The sequence below is a fragment of the Telluribacter roseus genome (assembly GCF_017355915.2).
Taxonomy (GTDB): Bacteria; Bacteroidota; Bacteroidia; order Cytophagales; family Spirosomataceae; genus Telluribacter.
This window is the reverse complement of record NZ_JAFEUV020000006.1, coordinates 193,782-214,138: the sequence shown is the minus strand read 5'-3', so window position 1 is coordinate 214,138 and position 20,357 is coordinate 193,782. Positions and strand designations below refer to the sequence as shown.

Annotated in this window: 16 protein-coding genes; 9 read left to right on the top strand and 7 right to left on the bottom strand. The window is 52.2% G+C overall.

From position 1 onward, the window contains the following. The first annotated feature begins 75 nt into the window (after window positions 1-75). Window positions 76-1,050, top strand: a complete 975-nt coding sequence (locus tag JTN23_RS13505) for a ComEA family DNA-binding protein (protein WP_247235369.1) — start codon at window positions 76-78, stop codon at window positions 1,048-1,050. A 56-nt stretch (window positions 1,051-1,106) separates the two neighbouring features. Here the strand turns inward: JTN23_RS13505 and JTN23_RS13500 are convergent, their stop codons facing one another. Beyond that, the gene (locus JTN23_RS13500) at window positions 1,107-1,880 is read right to left on the bottom strand and encodes an LOG family protein (protein ID WP_247235368.1); all 774 of its coding nucleotides are present in this window, start codon (window positions 1,878-1,880) and stop codon (window positions 1,107-1,109) included. Between the two features lie 124 nt (window positions 1,881-2,004). On the opposite strand from JTN23_RS13500, the gene rpiB reads away from it, so the two are divergent. Further along, a complete protein-coding gene (gene rpiB, locus JTN23_RS13495; protein WP_247235367.1) occupies window positions 2,005-2,439 on the top strand; it encodes a ribose 5-phosphate isomerase B in 435 nt (144 codons plus the stop codon). Window positions 2,440-2,510: 71 nt separating this feature from the next. On the opposite strand, the gene JTN23_RS13490 is transcribed toward rpiB, so the two are convergent. Then, the gene (locus tag JTN23_RS13490; protein WP_247235366.1) at window positions 2,511-3,920 is read right to left on the bottom strand and encodes a hypothetical protein; all 1,410 of its coding nucleotides are present in this window, start codon (window positions 3,918-3,920) and stop codon (window positions 2,511-2,513) included. Window positions 3,921-4,163: 243 nt separating this feature from the next. Between JTN23_RS13490 and rbfA the strand changes: the two genes are divergently transcribed. From rbfA to JTN23_RS13465, 5 genes are all read left to right on the top strand, one after another. Then, the gene (rbfA, locus tag JTN23_RS13485; RefSeq protein WP_247235365.1) at window positions 4,164-4,559 is read left to right on the top strand and encodes a 30S ribosome-binding factor RbfA; all 396 of its coding nucleotides are present in this window, start codon (window positions 4,164-4,166) and stop codon (window positions 4,557-4,559) included. An 18-nt stretch (window positions 4,560-4,577) separates the two neighbouring features. Beyond that, the gene (locus tag JTN23_RS13480; RefSeq protein WP_247235364.1) at window positions 4,578-5,807 is read left to right on the top strand and encodes an ABC transporter permease; all 1,230 of its coding nucleotides are present in this window, start codon (window positions 4,578-4,580) and stop codon (window positions 5,805-5,807) included. Between the two features lie 176 nt (window positions 5,808-5,983). Beyond that, a complete protein-coding gene (locus tag JTN23_RS13475) occupies window positions 5,984-8,599 on the top strand; it encodes a M1 family metallopeptidase (RefSeq protein WP_247235363.1) in 2,616 nt (871 codons plus the stop codon). Between the two features lie 172 nt (window positions 8,600-8,771). Beyond that, window positions 8,772-10,175, top strand: a complete 1,404-nt coding sequence (locus JTN23_RS13470; protein WP_247235362.1) for a Gfo/Idh/MocA family protein — start codon at window positions 8,772-8,774, stop codon at window positions 10,173-10,175. Between the two features lie 73 nt (window positions 10,176-10,248). Next, window positions 10,249-10,683 (top strand): hypothetical protein, encoded by a 435-nt coding sequence (locus JTN23_RS13465; RefSeq protein WP_247235361.1) that lies wholly within the window; start codon window positions 10,249-10,251, stop codon window positions 10,681-10,683. A gap of 130 nt (window positions 10,684-10,813) precedes the next feature. Here JTN23_RS13465 and JTN23_RS13460 read toward each other — a convergent pair whose 3' ends face one another. After that, on the bottom strand, window positions 10,814-11,371 hold the full coding sequence (locus JTN23_RS13460; RefSeq protein ID WP_247235360.1) for a hypothetical protein: 558 nt from the start codon (window positions 11,369-11,371) through the stop codon (window positions 10,814-10,816). Window positions 11,372-11,553: 182 nt separating this feature from the next. On the opposite strand from JTN23_RS13460, the gene polA reads away from it, so the two are divergent. Then, window positions 11,554-14,391: a DNA polymerase I gene (gene polA / locus JTN23_RS13455; protein ID WP_247235359.1), complete on the top strand. Its 2,838-nt coding sequence runs from the start codon at window positions 11,554-11,556 to the stop codon at window positions 14,389-14,391. A gap of 136 nt (window positions 14,392-14,527) precedes the next feature. Continuing rightward, window positions 14,528-15,316, top strand: coding sequence for an OmpA family protein (locus JTN23_RS13450; RefSeq protein WP_247235358.1), 789 nt, complete (start codon window positions 14,528-14,530; stop codon window positions 15,314-15,316). Between the two features lie 119 nt (window positions 15,317-15,435). Here the strand turns inward: JTN23_RS13450 and JTN23_RS13445 are convergent, their stop codons facing one another. From JTN23_RS13445 to JTN23_RS13430, 4 genes are all read right to left on the bottom strand, one after another. Further along, a complete protein-coding gene (locus tag JTN23_RS13445) occupies window positions 15,436-16,353 on the bottom strand; it encodes a sugar phosphate isomerase/epimerase family protein (RefSeq protein WP_247235357.1) in 918 nt (305 codons plus the stop codon). Window positions 16,354-16,359: 6 nt separating this feature from the next. Further along, window positions 16,360-17,643 carry a Gfo/Idh/MocA family protein gene (locus tag JTN23_RS13440; protein WP_247235356.1) on the bottom strand — a complete coding sequence of 428 codons (1,284 nt, stop codon included), beginning with the start codon at window positions 17,641-17,643 and terminating at the stop codon, window positions 16,360-16,362. A 153-nt stretch (window positions 17,644-17,796) separates the two neighbouring features. Continuing rightward, entirely contained in the window at window positions 17,797-18,738 is a 942-nt protein-coding gene (locus tag JTN23_RS13435) for a sugar phosphate isomerase/epimerase family protein (protein WP_247235355.1), read from the bottom strand. A gap of 126 nt (window positions 18,739-18,864) precedes the next feature. Further along, entirely contained in the window at window positions 18,865-20,340 is a 1,476-nt protein-coding gene (locus tag JTN23_RS13430) for a DUF1501 domain-containing protein (RefSeq protein ID WP_247235354.1), read from the bottom strand. Window positions 20,341-20,357 lie beyond the last annotated feature (17 nt).

The following is a 20,357-nucleotide window of genomic DNA, read 5'->3' as shown; positions in this document are numbered from 1 at the left end:
AAAAGCTGCCGTTACTATTCTGATAGACCAGGGCTTACCGGCCTATTTTCTAACAGGCACACACCATTTTCCAGCATGCTTCGCCGCATTCTTTACCATATACAGGACTTTTTTGGCATTTCACCCAAGGAAGCCCGGGGAGCACTCTTCCTCATTGTACTAAGTCTGGTACTGCTCTGGGCACCTACGATCTTCCGGCATTGGGTACTACCTCACCTGGCCGAGCCACCAAAGGCCGAACAGCGAATGTCATTGGATAGCATAGCAGCTACCCTGGCGGCCACGCCTGCTCCTGCCTCCGAGCACGAAGCCTATACACCCCCTTCAGGTGCTACTCCCTCCGCCAAACCAGCACGTCTCTTTGCGTTCAATCCCAATGAGGCTACTCCCGAGCAGCTACAGGAGCTGGGTGTACCGGCGTTTCTGGCTCGTCGTATCGATAACTACCGCCGCAAAGGGGGTAAGTTCCGACGGAAACAGGATCTGCGACGTATTTATGACTTCCCCGACGACCTGTACCAGCGGCTGGAGCCATACATAGTACTGGATGAATCCACCCCGGCTACTGCCAGTGCCAATGCCCCCGCTCCCACTGAACGTAGTACAGCTGCCGCCTTACCAGCAGAGATCAGAGCCAGCTCACGTCCCACCCTGGTACCCTTTGACATCAATACAACCGACACCTCCCAACTTATTAAGCTCAGGGGGATCGGCAGTACGCTGTCGTTACGAATCGTAAAGTTCAGGGATGCGCTGGGCGGCTTTCACTCGGCGACGCAGTTCAGCGAAGTGTATGGTCTGGACTCACTGGCCCTGACCGAACTTCACCGCTACGCCCGTATCCAGACGGGTGTACAAAAGCTGAATATCAACACCGCCACGGCCGAAGACCTGACGCGCCATCCGTATCTGAGAAACAAGCGTCAGGCTGAGGTCATCATCAGGTACCGTGAGCAGCACGGCCCCTACCAGTCGGCCGATGACCTTAAGAAAGTAAAGGTGCTGGATGAGAAGACAATTAGTAAGATTACCCCCTACCTGGCTTTCTAAGCCAGGTTATTCATCAGATGACACGCCGGTCATCCGATGAATGGGCAGAGGTACTATCAGAAGTTTGGTTTCAGTAAGTACTTGGAATAGAACTCGTCGATCACCCGTACGGCCTCGTCGGGCGTATCCACCAGGCTGAACAGCTTCAGATCTTCGGGGCTGATATTTCGTTCGCCTTCCAACATCGTTCCTTTGATCCAGTCGATCAGTCCGGCCCAGTAGCTACGGCCTACCAACACAATGGGGAACCGGCCTATCTTCTTGGTCTGGATCAGCGTGAGCGCTTCGAAGAGCTCATCGAGCGTACCAAATCCACCGGGCAGTACAATAAAGCCTTGTGAATATTTGACAAACATTACTTTTCTGACGAAGAAGAAATCAAAGTTGATATTCTTATCAGGATCAATGTAGATGTTGCTATGCTGCTCAAAAGGTAATTTTATGTTCAAACCCACTGATTTACCACCCTGCTCGTAAGCTCCTTTGTTACCGGCTTCCATGATACCCGGACCACCACCCGTAATAACCCCATAGCCATGACGAACCAGCTTAGCGGCTATCTCTTCAGTGATGGTATAGTACGGGTTATCAGCCTTGGTACGGGCCGAACCAAATATAGATACGCACGGACCAATCTTGGCTAGCTTGTCAAAGCCTTCCACAAATTCGGCCATGACTTTGAAGATTACCCAGGAGTCGGCACTCTTAATCTCATTCCAGTTTCTATCTTCAAAGGCTTCTTTTATCCGTTCTTCATCTTCCGGGATCGTCGGGTTCAGTAGAGAAATATCTACGTTAGCCGGTCCCGCGTCTTTTAATTCTTCATTCATATTCAATGATGTGTTTAATTATAAAATTTCAACTCCTTAACTTTACACCGCTCTCTATTGAGCAGGATAGTTACAACGTCAATGTAGCTATTTTAGTTATTCGGCAATATTAATTAACAATAAAATGAGCAAAAAGATTGCCATAGGCGCCGATCATGCCGGCTTTCCTTACAAGCAACCTATCACGGAGTGGCTTGAGCAAAACGGCTACGAGGTAACAGACTACGGTACACACAGTGCTGACTCAGCTGATTATCCGGACTTTGCGCATCCGGTAGCCAGTGCCGTAGAAAACGGTGAATTCGAAACGGGAGTACTTCTCTGTGGCAGCGGCCAGGGAGTATGTATTACAGCTAACAAGCACCAGGGCATACGGGCGGCTCTGGTGTGGGAACCTACCCTGGCGGAGCTGACGCGCCAGCACAACAACGCCAACATCATCTGCCTGCCGGTCCGCTTCATAGAGTTGGACAAGGCCCTGGAGTGTGTTGAGAAATTCCTGAACACAGAGTTTGAAGGAGGACGTCACCAGACACGCGTCAGTAAGATTGCCTGCTAGTTGAAGAGTAATAAAGTAAAAAGCCCACCGAGCTGGTAGTTCGGTGGGCTTTTTAGTAGGCGGCGGTGTGCCTACCCTACTTTCTGATAGATACCCTTCCACTTGCTGGGCTTGTAGCGGCTCTTGAGGGCCGGCACCCTTTCAAACAGCTTGGGCATGATATTCTGCTTGTCGATGACGTACTCCGGAGGGTCCTGCCGGAAGTTGTCGTAGACGTGGATGACGCTGTCAAAGTTGTCCAGATTCTCGAGGTCATAGCTGGCCAGATCCCAGTTGAGGTAAGGGGTGGCCGAGAAGTTATTCATGTACTCGCCTTCGTCTTCGCCCAGCACCAGTATGTGCTTTCCTTTGATCTCCTCCGGGAGCAGGGCTTGTTTAGTCCGGAGGTTTTCCAGACGCCCCACCGATAGCTGGGGCACCAGATCGAGTACGCCCTGGTACTGGATCAACAGGATGCCTCCCATTACACCCAGGAATACCAGTTCAGCCGCCCACTGCTTCTTGAAGCTCTGGAAGTAGTGTGTCGCAAAGAAAGCCGCCGGAGGAATGAAGATCACAAACTGCATCGGCGCCAGGTAGGACATAAGCGGGATGGTCAGGATGGAGGTAAAAAACCAGATCGCCATGATCTGCTGGATCCGCGCCTGGTAGTTGACAAACCGGGCCGAACTAAACAACCTCATAAAGCCCATCACCCCTACTACCAGCGGAATAAGCAGCGAGATCAGCAGGGACGAGAAATCATTCAGATTGTACTGCCTTACCTGAAACACCGAAGTAAGCAGGTTGCGGTTAAGGCTATTGATGCCGTCGTTGAGGTAGAAAAAAAGCACCACCATCAGCAGCGGGAAAGCCGATCCGAAAAAGCCCAGCAGGTAATGCCGGAACGTAGCTCCCGTATAAAACAGCAGCGACACCGAAGCCCAGATCACAAACACCGAGGCCGGCAGATAAAAGAGCGTAGCTACTCCGATGTACATCCCCAGCTCAAACACCTCATTGGTAACCTGACGGCGGGTTATTGTTTTGACCATGGTACCAAAGGCCAGTACCAGGAAGGTAGTCGCCATCAGCATGGGAGACAGCGTGGCCATATCAAACGATATATTTAGCATGAGGGCATAAATAGCCCCCGGTACGTAACTCCGCTCCGTAAACAGTTCACGGGAGTGAATGACGTAGTTGAAGTACAGGATCTGGAAGATGGAAAGTACCGCCGCAATAATCTGATAGGTCCACTGTGATCGCCCGAACAGCGTATCAATGGACCAGTACACCAACCCCGAAAAAGGGCTCACGTTGTCCCAGATGTCACGGTACAGCATAAAGCCCCGGCTCATCTGCTCGCCCACCAGCATCCAGTTCAGCTCCGGAACCAGCAGGGGGACATCAGTCAACACAAAAGGTAGCCGCAACAGCAAAAAGAACAGCACCAGGCTGATGTTTTGGTAGACGGCATTAACTCTAAAAAAACTCAGCAAGGCAGTTTCCGGTTAATGAGGATATACGAATTGTTTTACGAATTTACGGCTCAGGCTCCCACAAAAACAAAATAAGTACGGATATTTGTATTAATTGAAGAAAATTGGGTTACAGAAGTGGAGCGGGCTTAGAATGTATCTAAAGAAGTGACCTCCGGCCAGGCCTTTCCGAAGGAGTAGAAGCCGGAAGCGATCGATTGCTTCTCACCCGCCACTTTGTAAATGTACTATTATTAAAAACGAATGGAATCAAAAAGACAACAAAAAGTAGGTCGTCAGATACAGAAAGACCTTGGTGATATTTTTCAGAAAGAAGCACGACATCTGATCAACGGCTCTTTTGTGACCGTGACGGCGGTGCGGATGACGCCTGATCTGGGTATAGCCCGGGCCTACCTGAGCTTCCTGCCCGAGAAGAATAAGCGCATACTACTGGAAAGTATTCAGGAGAATGCCCGTTTTATCCGCCAGAAGCTGGGCGAAAGAGTCCGGCACCAGCTACGTATCGTGCCCGAGGTGCAGTTTTTTATAGATGATACCGCCGAATACGCGGCCAAGATGGACGCTCTTTTTGCCGGACTCGATATTCCTCCCGCTACCGAGGAAGATGAAGAGAACGACGAAGACGAAAAAGCCTGATCCAGCCGTTGTAGGAATATGAACCTGCCCTTTCGGATAGCCCGCCGGTACTTTCTGTCGCGTAACAAACGTAGCTTTATCAGTATCATCGCCCTCATCGCCATGATCGGCGTGGGCGTAGGTACCATGGCTATGGTGGTGGTACTGTCGGTATTTAACGGTATGGAGGATCTGAATCGTCAGATCTTTAAAACATTTGACGCGGACATCAAAATATCGCCCGCTGAGGGACGTCGCTTTGAGGTAAGCGAATCGCTGCTGAAGACGGCACAGTCGGTGCAGGGGGTTGCCTCGGTCACGCAGGTGATCGAAGACAACGCCCTGGCCCGCTACCACGACCAGCAGACCATCGTACGCCTCAAGGGGGTAGACAGTACCTTTGAGCATCGGGGACAGCTGGACACGGCCCTTATTGAGGGTTCCCTGCGGCTGCAGGGGCCCAATGGCACCCCCTACGCCGTCATATCTGAAGGCGTACGCAACGCGCTCCTGATATCGCTGGAAGACTACCTGACCCCGCTGGAGCTGTGGTACCCCCGCAGCGACCGCCGGACGCTCAACCTGACCGCCCCCGATGCCTTCAACCAGGTGACGGTACGGCCGGGTGGTACCTTCTTTATCGAGAGCCGCTATGACGACTACGTCATAGCGCCGCTGTCGCAGGTAGCTACGCTGCTGCAGTATGGCAATCAGCGTACGTCCCTCGAGGTGCAGCTAGCCCCCAAAGCCACCCCGGGCACGGTGCAGCAGCGATTGCAAAAGGCTCTGGGCGCTACCTTTAAAGTACAGGACCGCGACTCCCTCAATGCTGATCTGCTGCGGGCCATCCGGGTCGAAAAGTTGTTCGTGACCGTGACGCTGTCCATGATTATCCTGGTGGCAGCTATCAATATTTTCTTTTCACTGAGTATGCTGGCCATCGAGAAAAAAGGCGATGTAGCCATGCTCTACGCTATGGGTGCTACTCAGGGGCTGGTTAGACGGATCTTCCTGGCCGAAGGAGCCATCGTGGCACTCACGGGAGCTATCCTGGGTCTGCTGGGCGGCATTGGACTATGCTGGCTACAGCAGCAGTACGGGCTGGTATCCATGGGTATGGTAAGCTCGCTGGTGGATGCCTATCCCATCAAACTGGTGTGGAGCGATGTGCTGCTTACGGGGGTTATTATCATCCTGATTACCATTACGGTTTCGTATGTACCGGCCCGGCGCGCGGCCAAAACGGGCCGGCTCGTCAATGCCGGCTAACTAGCTATGAATCAACATATATATGACTTAAACAGCCTGTTTGGAAGGTTATAAATATATATTTGATACGACGATAAACATTTATCTAAATTTACTCTTTTACGTAAAGCGGCAAGTACGCGACCTTAGCCCAAAAGGTCTGCCTAACCCACAAAAGAAAGTAACACCCCTTGTATATGATTGTTGAAAGAACCAACCGAATGAGCGAAACGATGTGTACCTGGTTCAAACCATTCTGTCTTATCCTTATGCTCAGCCTGGCGGCACCTGCCCTGCAGGCGTCTGGTCTGGCCGTAGCGCAGCGGGATACCATGGCCCGCCGGGTTCCGGGAGCCGTTTCCAAAGCAGGCCCCTACCGCCCCAGCCGCACCTTAAAGAACGATATCCTGCACACCCGGCTGAACGTAAGCTTTGACTGGCTGCGTCAGCACGTACTCGGCAGCGCCCTGATTACTTTTAAGCCATACTTTTTTCCGCAGTCTACCCTGGAGCTTGATGCCAAAGGCTTTGATATCCATAGCATAGTCCAGATCGATACCCTGCGCCGCATTGACTCTGTATCGCGCCAGGCTGTGGTGGAACCTATACAGGACCAGCTGGAGTATACCTATGACCGTCGTAAGCTGACCATCCATCTCAAGCGCAAGTACACCCGCAAGGATACCCTGTACGTACAGATCAACTACACGGCCAAGCCCAATGAGCAGCCCCGTGGTGAAGCCGACGACCACCCTACTGACAAGGGCCTGTACTTCATCAACGCCGATGGCCTGGAAGAAGGCAAGCCCCGTCAGATCTGGACTCAGGGCGAGACGGAGGCTAACTCCGCCTGGTTTCCTACGGTAGATACGCCCAACGAAAAAATGACCCAGGACTTCTTCATCCGGGTCGATAGTACCTATAAGACGCTTTCCAACGGTCTGCTTGTCAACAGTACTCTCAACGACGATGGTTCCCGCACCGACCACTGGCGGCAGTCGCTCCCCCACGCTCCCTACCTGGCTATGATAGCAGTAGGTGATTATGCCGTCGTGAAAGAGACCATGCCTACCGGACTGGAGCTGAGCTACTACGTGGAGCCTCAGTACGCCAGGGATGCCAAGGCTATATTTGGCCGTACCCCCGAGATGATCGCTTTCTTCTCCAACACCTTCGGCATTGAGTTTCCGTGGGAGAAGTACGCCCAGATCGCCGTTCGTGACTTCACGGCCGGTGCCATGGAAAACACCACCGCTACGGTACACGAAGAGGGCGTACAGGCTGATACCCGCTCACTCGTGGATGGCAATTCGGATAATGTAATTGCCCATGAGCTGGCCCACCACTGGTTTGGTGACCTGGTCACCAGCGAAGAGTGGGGGCAGCTCCCGCTCAACGAGTCGTTTGCCAACTACTCAGAGTACCTCTGGAACGAGTACTACAAAGGCGACGACGAAGCCGATTGGCTCAACCTGCAGGAAACGAAGCAATACCTGGCTGAGTCAGATCAGAAGCAGGTGCCCCTGATCCGGTACTTCTACAAGCACCGCGAAGATATGTTTGACAGCCACTCCTACGCTAAGGGCGGACGGGTACTGCATATGCTTCGCCGCTACGTAGGAGATGATGCGTTCTTCCTGGCTATTCAGCGTTACCTCAAGAACAACCGCTTCGGATCGGCCGAGATCAATGATCTGCGCCGGGAATTCGAAGCCGTGACCGGCGAAGACCTCAACTGGTTCTTTGACCAGTGGTTTATGCGTCCGGGTCACCCCGTGATCAAGGTAGAGCAGGAATACGCCGGTGCGGCCGGTAAGCTGCGCCTGAAAGTAAGCCAGCTACAGGATACCCTGGCTACTACGGTTTACCGTCTGCCCCTCAAAGTAGATGTATGGGTAAATGGTCAGAAAAACCAGTACGATGTAGTGATCAACAAGTCACGGCAGACGCTGGAGTTCCCGGTGAACAAGCGCCCCGACCTGGTTGTGTTTGACTCAGAAGCGCAGCTATTAGGTACCATCGAGCACGAAAAGAGCCGTCCGGAGTGGGTGTTCCAGTTTTATAATTCCGATAAGTTTGGGCCTAAGTACGAAGCCCTGACGCGCATGGAGGGGAAGCTCATCGACTCCACCGCCCGGCACCTGATGATGCGGGCCATGAGTGATCCGTTCTGGAAGATCCGTCAGGTAGCCATAGCCAACTTTGCCGAATACGACGGAGCTGAGTTTGTGGATGCCGAGCGAATGATTCAGAGCCGGGCCCGCATCGACCCCCACTCGCAGGTACGGGCCGAAGCCATACTGACCCTGGCTTCCTTTGGTGACAATGCCAACGACCCGCTCTTCCGCGAGGCCCTCAACGATACCTCGTACCTGGTAGTATCAGTAGCGCTGGATGCCTACCTGATCGGTAAGCCCGACGATGCAAACGACATTGCCGCCCGCTTCGAAAATTCCGCTAACGACGCCATCGTAACGGCAGTAGCCAATTACTACGCCAGTCTGGCCAAGCCCGAGCAGTATGACTGGTTTCTGGAAAAAATGAAAGACATGAAGCCTTCGGACAAGTACAACTTCCTGCAGGTATTTGGTAAGTACCTCATCAAGTCAACTCCGGATATACAACGCCGCAGCATCCCAATCCTGGAAAGTCTGGCCCGCAACAACCCCGCCTACTTCGTCCGCTTCGGGGCGTATCAGGTATTAGGTCTGCTGACGGATATTCAGGGAGTAGCCTCTATCCGCAAGGATATTCGATCCAGTGAGCGCGATGTCAAGCTCAAGGAAATGTACGCTCAGTTTGGTGAGTTCTAAAGTTTAGCAACTATCAAATAGTTTATGAAGAAGGAAGCCTTTGAGCTTCCTTCTTTTTTTGTGGGTTCTCCTTCTCCTTTTGATTCTTAAAATATTTAATTAACTAGTACTTTTCTAAGTAAAATAGTGTTGGCTATCTCTTATCTATCTTTATCCTAATCCCTTTTATCACATGAAAGATTTTTTGCAGCGTCGCTCGTTTCTGAAGGCGACAGCCTTACTGGGTTCCGCGCTGGGTCTGCCCCTGACCTCCAAAGCCAAGGACTCCATCGAGGCTCAGATCGAAAGCACTACCTACACGCCCAAAGCCGTGGGCAAGTCAGTCATTGGGCTGCGGGTGGCCCCCATCCAGCAGGTACGTATTGGTATTATTGGAGTTGGTAACCGCGGCAATGGCCACATGAAACTGATACACGGCTGCGGCGACAAAGCCCGGATTGTAGCCATTGCTGACGTACAGGAGAGGTACACCAAACGTGCGCAGGAGTGGCTTGACAGCAAAGGCGTAAAAGGTGTAACTTACTACTCCGGCAAGGCTGATGCCTGGAAGGAGATGGTCAAGCGCGACGACCTGGATCTGGTGATCATAGCTACCCCCTGGGAAGACCACGTACCCATGGCCGTGTACGCCATGCAGCAAGGCAAGCACACCGCCATAGAGGTACCAGCCGCCTACACGCTGGAAGACTGCTGGAAGCTCGTTAATACCGCCGAGCAGACCCAGCGCAACTGCATGATGATGGAAAACGTATGCTACGGCGACGAAGAGCTCATGCTGCTCAACATGGCCCATCAGGGTGTATTTGGTACGCTTACCTACGCCGAGTGCGGCTACATCCACGACTTGCGCGACCAGCTCTTCAGTCCCGACTACTACTACAACATGTGGCGCATGAAGCATAACGAAACCCGCGACGGCAACCTGTACCCCATGCACGGTCTGGGTCCGGTATCACAGTACCTGGACATAGACCGCGGCGACCGCTTCAGCCACCTGGTATCCATGAGCTCACTCGAAGCCAGTCTCAGCGAAGACTCCACCACCCTGGCCAAGCCCGGTACCGAGTACTACGGCAAGAAGGGTTTCAAGCACGGGGATATGAACAATACCCTCATCAAGACGCACCTGGGACGCACGATCCTGATCCAGCACGATGTAGTGACGGCGCGCCCCTATAACCGCATCAACATGCTGGCCGGTACCAAGGCCTTCCACGTAGGGTACCCGAGCCGGATCTCGATGAAAGGCAAGGACAGCCACAACTTCCTCAATGATAAAGAATACAAGGAGGTAAAGGAGAAGTACACGCACCCGATCTGGAACAAGATGAAGGAAGAGATCGCCAAAAATGGCGGCCACGGCGGTATGGACTTTGTAATGATGTACCGCATGATCGACTGCCTCAACCGCGGTCTGCCGCTGGATATGGACGTATATGATGCAGCCTCCTGGTCGGCCGTTACGCCCCTGTCGGCGCTTTCGATCAAAGGTAATAGTGCATCAGTAAAGTTTCCGGACTTTACCCGCGGCCGCTGGAAAGAGCCCCGCCAGCTCGGTATGCTGAGCAGCCTGTAACAGACAGCAGCAGTACGTTCCAACTTTTTGAGGTTCAGGGAGGTCTTTCCCCTGAACCTCAACTCATACCTCTATGAAAAAGCGATACGTACTCCTGCTCTTTCTTATTGGAGCCCTCTGGGCCTGTGACCCTGATGCCACCCGTCCGGTCACGATTGCGTCGCTCGAAGGCCAGTACAAGACCAACGGCTTCCTCGACCCGCTTTGCATTGCCATCACGGACGAGCGCCAGCTCCCTACCCTGGAGATCAGGAAGCAGTCCGGTGGCGAGTACCAGGTTACCCGCACCACCTTCATCCCCCAGAAAGACGTCCAGACCCTCACCGGCGTCCGGGTACAGGCCGCCTCGGATAGCGTGAAGCTCTTCTACCAGGGACAGCCTATCGGCCACTACACCACCACCGAATGGTTCAACGGCAAAAAAGAAGTCAAATCGCCCGTCCTGCGCATTTCCTACAGCGATCCACAGACCCAGTCGTTCCTGTACTTTGCGGGAGTGAAGAAGTAGAGATTTCAGTTAGCAGTGACCAGTGATACAGTGGCCAATTAAGCCTTCAATTTCAATAAGGTACTTTCAAAAGTAAAAGAGCAGCCTCCGGTCGGAAGCTGCTCTGCTGTTAGTACTCCTATATGAGTTCTCAGTCCGGAAGGTTAAATAGCTGCTTCGCCTCATCGTAAGTCAGTTTCTCGAAGTTCATACGGCTGGCCTGCCCCCCCGGAATCAATACGTAGCGGAACTGAGTGCTGGTCTCGGGAACAACGGGGGGCCTTACCGGAGTAGACCATACGCGTACAAATCCAACCCGCAGGGTGTAGTCGATCAGCTCTTCGGTAAACTGCGCAACTACCGACACCGGCAACTGCCGCACCTGATTATTCTCAACACTTAGCTTGGCATACACCAGCACGACACCCCGGTCCAGAATATCCTGTGACAGACGCGCGGCCGCTATATCAACGTAGAACTTGTCTACGCCAAATACATTGATCCGGTTCCAGTTACCGGCGGCAGCCCAGTTAGAATAGATCACATTGGCAGTACCGGCGGGTCCGGCGGGTCCGGTCGTACCGGTTGGTCCCTGCTGGCCGGCGGGTCCGGCGGGTCCGGCGGGGCCCTGCGGGCCTTCACAGGCTCCCAGCCAGGTTATCATAGTAGCCATGAATACGCATCCGGCCAGTAGTCTCAGTTTTCTCATAGTAGTAGATAAAGTAACGGCTTACATGCCTCGAATATCCTGATTTGGCTACACATAAGCAAAACATGTGCCTTTTTTAATCCATTCTGATTCAGCCTATGCCCGAACCTTATTAAGGCGGCGCACTGTTTTTCTTAGAGAGAACATTATCTTTGAGAGTAGATCCAACAAACCAAGCAGTAATGCCGCAACCAACCCAAAAGCTCTTTCTCCTCGACGCGATGGCGCTCATCTACCGGGCCCACTTCGCTTTCATAAAAAACCCGCGTATCACCTCCAAGGGCATGAATACCAGTGCCGTGTTTGGTTTTACCAATACGTTGCTCGAAGTACTTCAGAAAGAAAAACCTACCCACCTGGGTGTAGCCTTTGATACGCCCAAGCCTACCTTCCGCCACGTGCAGTTTGAGGCTTACAAGGCGCAGCGCGAGGCCCAGCCCGAGGATATATCCATTGCCATACCGTACGTCAAGAAACTGGTGCAGGCCATGAACATTCCGCTGCTGCTGCTGGATGGCTACGAAGCCGACGACGTGATCGGTACCATCGCCAAGCAGGCCGCCCGCCAGGACTTTGAGGTGTTCATGATGACACCCGACAAGGACTTTGGGCAGCTCGTGGAAGAGCATGTATACATATACAAGCCTGCCTTTATGGGCAAGGGCGCCGAAAAACTCGGTGTAAAAGAGGTACTGGAACGCTGGGAAATAGAGCGTATCGAGCAGGTGACGGACATACTGGGCCTGATGGGGGATGCGGTGGATAACATACCGGGTATACCCGGCGTGGGCGAAAAAACCGCCAAAAAGCTTATCCAGGAGTTTGGCACCGTCGAAAACCTGGTTGCTAATGCGGATAAGGTCAAAGGCAAGATTGGAGAGAAGATTAAGGAACACGCTGAGCAGGCGCTGCTCTGTAAGCAACTGGCTACGATTGACACCAACGTACCCCTTACGTTCGATCCCGGAGACTTGTCGTGCTGCCCGCCTGCCCGTGAGCAGATCATAGACCTATTTGAAGAGCTGGAGTTTCGTACCCTCCGCGATCGTGTACTGGGCGACTCTCCCATTCGTCCGGTGGCTACCAAGATCGCCACTCCCTCGGGCAAGGCTCAGCTGGACCTGTTCGGCGGCGGACAGGACAGCGATACAGCGGCTCTACCTTCCTTGCCCGGGGATGAAGAGCCAGAGTCGGTACTCACCCCCAAGCGTACGCTGGCTACCACTGCTCATCGCTACCATGTAGTAGATACTCCCGAGCTGCGCCAAAACCTGGCTTACTACCTCAGCCAGCAGGAGCAATTCTGCTTCGATACCGAAACTACCTCGCTGGATGCCCTGGAGGCCGAACTGGTGGGGCTGGCAATATCATACCTGCCGAGCGAAGCTTTCTATGTACCTTTCCCCGCCGATCGAAGCGAAGCGGAGACTGTACTGGCTGATTTTCGGGAAGTACTGGAGAATGAAAACATTAGCAAAATAGGTCAGAACCTAAAGTACGATCTGCTGGTACTGCGTAACTACGGCATCGAGGTCAAGGGCAAACTCCAGGATACTATGCTGGCCCACTATCTGCTGGAGCCCGAGAAGCGCCACGGCATGGACATGATGGCCAATACCTACCTCCACTACGACCCTGTTACCATCGAAACGCTGATCGGCAAGAAGGGGATCAAGCAGAAAAACATGCGCGATGTACCCGTAGCCGAGATAGCCGAATACGCTGGTGAAGACGCCGACGTGACTCTACAGCTACACCAGGTACTGCTGCCCGAGCTGGAAAAGAAGCAGGCCGTAAAGCTGTTTGAAGGAGTAGAAATGCCCCTGCTCAACGTACTGGTATCTATGGAAAGCGAGGGCGTAAAGATCGATACGCAGGCACTAAAAGATATGTCGGGATTGCTTGAGACGGACTTGAGAGGATTGGAGCAGGAGATATTCACCATAGCGGGACAGGAGTTTAATCTGAGCTCGCCCAAGCAGCTGGGGGAGGTACTTTTTGACAAGATGCAACTGGTCAAGAATCCCAAGAAGACCAAAACCGGTCAGTACGCTACGGGCGAAGAGATACTATCGGAACTGGAAGGCGAGCATGAAATAGCCCGTAAGATCCTGGACCACCGGGAGATTCAGAAGCTGAAGTCTACCTACGTGGATGCGCTTCCCGCCCTGATCAACCCGCGTACCGGCCGTATACATACGTCTTATAACCAGGCCGTAACCGCTACGGGTCGCCTTAGCTCTACCAACCCTAACCTTCAGAACATCCCCATCCGTACGGTACGGGGCCGCGAGATCCGGAAGGCCTTCATCCCCCACAACGAAGATTTCCAGATCCTGTCGGCTGACTACTCACAGATCGAGCTCCGGATCATGGCGGCTTTCAGTGGTGACGAGAGTATGATCGAGGCCTTTAACCAGGGCCGCGACATCCACGCTACTACCGCCAGTAAAGTGTTTAAGGTAGGGCTGGACGAGGTAACCTCAGACATGCGACGCAAGGCTAAGATGGTCAATTTCGGGATTATCTACGGTATCTCGGCCTTTGGGCTGGCTCAGCGGCTGGGTATACCCCGAAGCGAAGCCTCCACGATCATCATGGCCTATTTTGAAGAATTCCCCGCTGTGAAGGAGTACATGGACCGCATGATCCAGAAAGCCCGGGAGTGCGAGTACGCTGAGACCATACTGGGTCGCCGTCGGTACCTGGCAGACATCAACTCCCGCAACCAGACCAACCGCAGCTTTGCCGAACGCAACGCCATCAACGCTCCCATTCAGGGTTCCGCGGCGGATATGATCAAGCTGGCGATGATCAACATCCATGACTTTATCCGAAAAGAAAAGCTCCGCTCACGCATGATCCTGCAGGTGCATGACGAATTAATATTCGACGCGCACCGTGATGAAATAGATATCCTGAAACAAAATGTAGACGAACTCATGCGCAATGCCATACCCATGGCCGTCAAGATGGAAACGGGCATAGGTGTGGGTAACAACTGGCTGGAAGCGCACTAGAATATAGTGATTGAGAGAATGGGTGAATGAGAGAATGGTGCAGGATGGTAAAAAAAGTGAAGTGGGAGAAGATGGTTTAGAATCTCTTCTCCTGCCCTATTTATATCAGGTAGATTTTGTACGAAAGCATCTGATTGTGAAAGTACTTGGTAGACTACTTTTTATCATAGCTGTTGTAATTGGGGCCCGGGGAACATCGGTGGCTCAGGGTGGAAGCGCCAGTAGCTCCGGGAAGGCAATCGTTACGATACAGGCCTTTGACCGGGCTACACTTAAGCCCTTACCAGCCCGCTTTCTGATCCGTGAGAAGAAAACCGGCCGTCAGGCCACCTACCAGAGCAGCCGCGAAAATCCTGAACTGAAGCTCTCCTATTCTATTGCTGACTCGCTGCTGATCGTGGCTACGGCTTCCGGTTTCCAGACCCAGCGGGAGTCGCACTGGGTGGATACACTCACGGCGGTAAACAACCAGTACAACTTCTGGATATTTCTGAGGCCTGCTGCTCAGGCGGGGGCACCGCCCCCCAAAAAGCCCGTAACCGAGGAAGTACCTGACACACGGTTTGAAAACCTCAGGCCCGGCGAGACGATTCAGCTTGACCGGGTGTACTTTGACCAGAGCAGCTACGTACTCCGGGCGGAGTCGTACCCCCAACTGGACCAACTGGCGGCCAGTCTTAGAAAGTACCCCGCTCTTAAAATTGAAATAGCCGGCCACACCGACAATGTCGGGGATGACCGGCTCAATCAGTACCTCTCCGAAAACCGTGCTCGCGTCATTGCCAGCTACCTGCGCAATAAGGGCATCTCCTCTGCCCGACTCGTGGCCAGAGGCTACGGCTCCTCCCGCCCCCTGGCTGACAATGATACCGAAGCCAACCGCGCCCGCAACCGACGGGTGGAATTCACAGTTGTGAATGAGTGAATTGTGAATGAGTGAGTGATTGGGGATTATCTAGTGGATTTTTAATTTGAAAATCTCTGCGGCGTACCGTCAGCAATCGAATATCGACCCTATTCACTCAATCACTCAATCACTCATTATTAAACTACCCCCGCCTTGAATACCTCGTCCATTTTCTGACTGATGGTCTGGAGGCGCTTGCGGTCTCCGCCTTTTACTTCGGCTGAGGCCCAGCCCGAGTAGCCAATCTTTTCGAGCGCTTTATTTACGGCGGGCCAGTTACAGTCGCCATCCATCAATTCTACCTCAAAGCCCTTCCAGAGCCCCTCTTCCTGCTGCTTTTTCAGGCTATACTCCTTGATGTCGAGCTTCATGATTCGTTTGTCCAGTACCTCGATCCAGTGAGCAGGAAATCCGTAACGCAGGATATTACCTACGTCAAAGTACCAGCCCAGCAGCGGATGGTTGATCTCATCTACGAAGCGGGCCGCCTCAATCGGACTGATCAGGAAGTTGTTCCAGACGTTTTCCAGGGCGATCTTGATACCCGTCTGCTCGGCTACCGGCAGTAGCTTCCGGATTTCGGCCTGGGAGCGCTCGTAGGCTTCCTTATAGGTGATGCCATCGTTGACCACGCCTGGTACCAGCAGCACGGTAGTACCTCCGTACAGTTTGCAGTCGCGCAGGGCGGTTTCCATCGATTTTACGCAAGCCTCCCGCTTCTTGGGGTCCGGGTCCGACAGAGGTGATTTCCAGTGCAGTGAGTTCACGACGCCCGGAATCTCCAGTCCGGTTTTATCTCGGGCCGCCAGTACCTCTTTTGGATTCAGGTCGTTGGGGGAATCCAGCTCTACGCCATCAAACCCCAAGTCTTTCAGCATCTTAAACTTGTCCATGATGGACAGGTTTTCGTTGACCATCCCCCACTTCAGACTCTTCTTGATCATGGGGCGGGCTTTGGTAGCAGAAGCCATCGCTTCCGTACCCGACACTAATCCTGTACCCGCTACAACGGTAGCGCCGAGGGCTGTATTTTTTATGAATGTTCTTCTATCCATGAGCGCTTATATGAATGGAGTGATACCCGGACGAGCCACTTCATATACCGGAACCGGCATATTGAATCCATACTTATCGGGACCTAGTTTCTCAGTTGAGTTCATAGCCTGGTCCCAGGTTATCTGCTTACCGGTATAGGCCGCCATGCGCCCCATGATAGCTAGCAGCGTACTGTGCGCCATGTATTCACCGTCGTTGAGCGGCTTACCCTTCCGGATGGAAGCGAACAGCTCGTCGTGCTCGGTCTGGTACATATCGTTGTTGGGTCCCTGGTACTTCCAGTTGTTAGCCCCGATGATCTCGTGATGGTTACGCGAGCAGTTAACTATAGCCCGGCCCTTGGTACCTAATGCCTCTACCGCGTAGCTGCGTTCGGTGTTGTCCTGCTGCCGCGAGAAGTGGAAGCCCTTGGCGCCGTTGTCGTATTCGTAGGTAATGGCGAAGTGGTCGTAGATATTGCCGGAGTTGGCATCGGTGCGCACCTGGCGTCCACCCGTACCCATGGCACTGACGGGTAGCTTACCGCCCATGGCCCACGACATCATATCTATACTGTGTACCGCCTGCTCTACGATATGGTCACCCGACAGCCAGTGGTAGTAGTACCAGTTGCGGTACTGGTTTTCGGCGTCGGTCCACTCAGGCAGGCGTGGCTTCGACCATACGCCGCTGGTGTTGTAGGTATTATAGACCGTAGAGATATCTCCGATGGCTCCGTCAAGGATACGCGCGAAACTGGCCCGCTTGGGCTCGTGGTAACGCCAGCAGAAGCCCGACATCAGCGACAGATTTTTCTGCTTGGCCAGTTTGGCCGCTTCCAGTACCTTGCGTACGCCCGGTGCATCTACGGCTACGGGCTTTTCGCAGAAGGTATGCTTGCCGGCCTGAACGGCCGCCATCAGGTGCTCGGGCCGGAAGTGCGGCGTAGTGGCCAGTATAACCACATCTACCCCGGAGTTTAGCAGCTTCTGGTAAGCATCAAAACCCACAAATTTACGCTCCGGATCCACCTTTACCCGGTCGCCGTGTACCTTGCGGAGGCCCTCCAGGGAGGTTTCCATCTTATCCGTAAAAATATCCGCTACGGCGTGCAGGACCACATTGGGATCGGCCTTGAGCGCCTGATTGGCAGCACCGGTACCTCGTCCACCGCAACCTACCAGCCCTACTTTGAGGGTGTCGACATTAGGAACGAAGCTCCCGTCGGCCCGGACAAAGGAAACAGGCAGGGTACTGCCAGCTATGGCCAGTCCTGCCATTTTTAAGATTTCTCTTCTCTTCGTATTCATGATTAAAGGTTTAGTAAGAGTTTAATTAACTGAAATATAAAAGATTAAGGGTAGATAGGATTAATAAGAACTAGGTTTAAGATTATATATATTTTATTAAGTAATTAACTATTCATAAGGCAGTTATAGTACTTCAAGACTTGCTAATAGTGTTTACACAATGTACCTTTTTCGTAGCATATGCATCATATATACATTGATAGCCCACTGATCTGATAGTGGCTGGGTAGTATACGGCATAGCTGGCAAATAATTGGGAGGTCCGAACTCCGTTAAAATAGTTAGTGACTCCCCGCTTTTCACTTTTTGTTCTACGACGGCATCCCACCACTTCAGGTGCGCTTTGACGGTAGCTTCCCATTCTGGGGCTCTTGGATCATTGACCTGTGGTCCCTCCTCATGGCCAATGCGTGAATGGATATGGCCTACTCTTGAAAGTGCCAGGTCTACTGTTTCTTCCTGATCCTGCAGTAAACTCTCATGGACATTGCACCAGTGGGAGATATCAAGAGTCAGCTTCAGTGAAGGGTTCTTTTCAATAAAGTTTCGGGTAATATGAGCGGCAAAAAGCATTCGTCCACGGTGGGTTTCATGGTAGACAGGAATACCGCTTTTTTGAGAAGCTTCAGCTGTAAAATCTATGAAGGCTTTATTCTGTTCGTAAGTAAAGTAGTCCTTCCCGCTATGACAATTGATATAAAGAGGTTTCTGCGAAAACTCAGTCGAAGCAGCACTGACGGCTTTTTTGAATTGATCAAGGTGAAGCGAATAGTTTCTCTCTCCCGAACCACAAAGAAAACCCACCTCCAGATTATATTTTTTCAAGGCTGAAAGCAGTTCTGCTTGCTTATCCCTGGTAGCTGGCCACCACATTTCTATACCATCATATCCTTCTTTTTTGATAGCCGCACAGAATGCATCTGTCGTTCCCTTAAAACCCCAATTGGTGCCTAGTACTTTAAGGGAAAGTTTATTTTTGAACTTAGCCGGAGCCACCATATTCTGGCTCATAGCTTCAAGTCCAGATAGTACACCCGCGCTTGATAGTACACCCGCGCTTGCTATTGTAGTATTTAGGAAGTTACGACGATTCATAATTAGTTGAAAACTTTGTAAAGCCTTTACACTTTGTTGTTGCCCCTTTATCTTTCAAACTAGCATCCTGATTACATTTACTCGTCAGGTAAAGTCCAAAAGAGATTATTTATTTATCTTTTAACTCTAAGCTAATACTGACTTAACTACCTTGCCTTCCGTATCTGTTAATCTAAAATTTCGCCCCTGGAACGGATACGTAAACTTCTCATGATCAAAACCCATCAGATGAAGTATGGTAGCCTGCAGATCATGTACATGTACTCTGTCTTTTACACCATAGTAACCAAGTTCATCGGTTTCGCCATAACTAAATCCCCTCTTGACTCCCCCACCGGCCATCCACATGGTAAAGGCTTCCAGGTGGTGGTCCCGGCCCATAAATGGCATCACCAGGCCATTACGATTTTCCTGCATAGGGGTGCGTCCAAACTCTCCCCCCCATACTACCAGTGTTTCCTCCAGCAATCCACGCATTTTTAAGTCTTGTAACAGGGCAGCAACCGGCTTGTCGGTTTGTTGGCATTTATTCACTAATCCCTCTTCTACATTATCACGCGAACTCGTACCGTGTCCATCCCACCCCCAGTCAAAGAGCTGGACAAACCGAACGTTATTCTCCACCAGCTTACGGGCCAGCAGACAGTTCATGGCGAAAGATCCCTCCCCTGGCTTCACCCCATACATATCCAGGACAAACTGGGGCTCCTTCGAAATATCCATTACTTCAGGAACCGACATCTGCATCCGGAAAGCCATCTCATACTGATCGATGCGAGTCAATACTTCCGGATCCTGAACATCCTCATATATATGACGATTGATATCATTGATGGCGTCAATGGTTTTTTTACGCAAGTCCCGGTTCATTCCCTTAGGGTTTGAAACATACAGTACCGGATCACCACCGGTACGGCATTGTACTCCCTGATAAACAGAGGGCAAAAAGCCGCTTCCCCATATACTTTTCCCTGCATCGGGCTGTTTACCCCCGGAAGTAAGTACTATAAAACCCGGTAGATTCTGATTTTCAGAGCCTAGCCCGTACACCGCCCAGGAGCCTAAACTAGGGCGCCCCAGCCTGGCCCCGCCTGTATGCATTAATAGTTGGGCGGGAGCATGATTGAACTGGTCCGTGTGCATGGCTTTGATGAAGGTAATCTCATCGGCTACGGTCTGTAAATAGGGAACGTAATCGGACATCCAGGCACCGGACTGGCCGTACTGGTTGAACTTGCTCTGGGGGCCGAGCATTTTGGGTACTCCCTGAATGAACGCAAACTTCTTTCCTTCCAGAAACTCCGCCGGACAATCCTGTCCATGGTACTTTACAAGCTCTGGCTTATAGTCAAAAAGCTCTAGCTGGGAAGGAGCACCTGCCATATGAATATAGATAACCCGCTTTGCTTTCGGAGCAAAATGAGGTACAGCTGCCGGCTTATTTTCCAGAGCATCTCCCCTTTCGGAGCCGGAAGTACTGCAGGATCCCATTAAGGAACCTAATCCCAGGGCCCCTATTCCAAAACCACAGGATTGCAGAAAGTGCCTCCTTGTCTGGTGCTGAAGTTCTGCATGCTGAAGTTCCATAAGTAGCTTTTCCATTGCTTGATTTGTCTAGA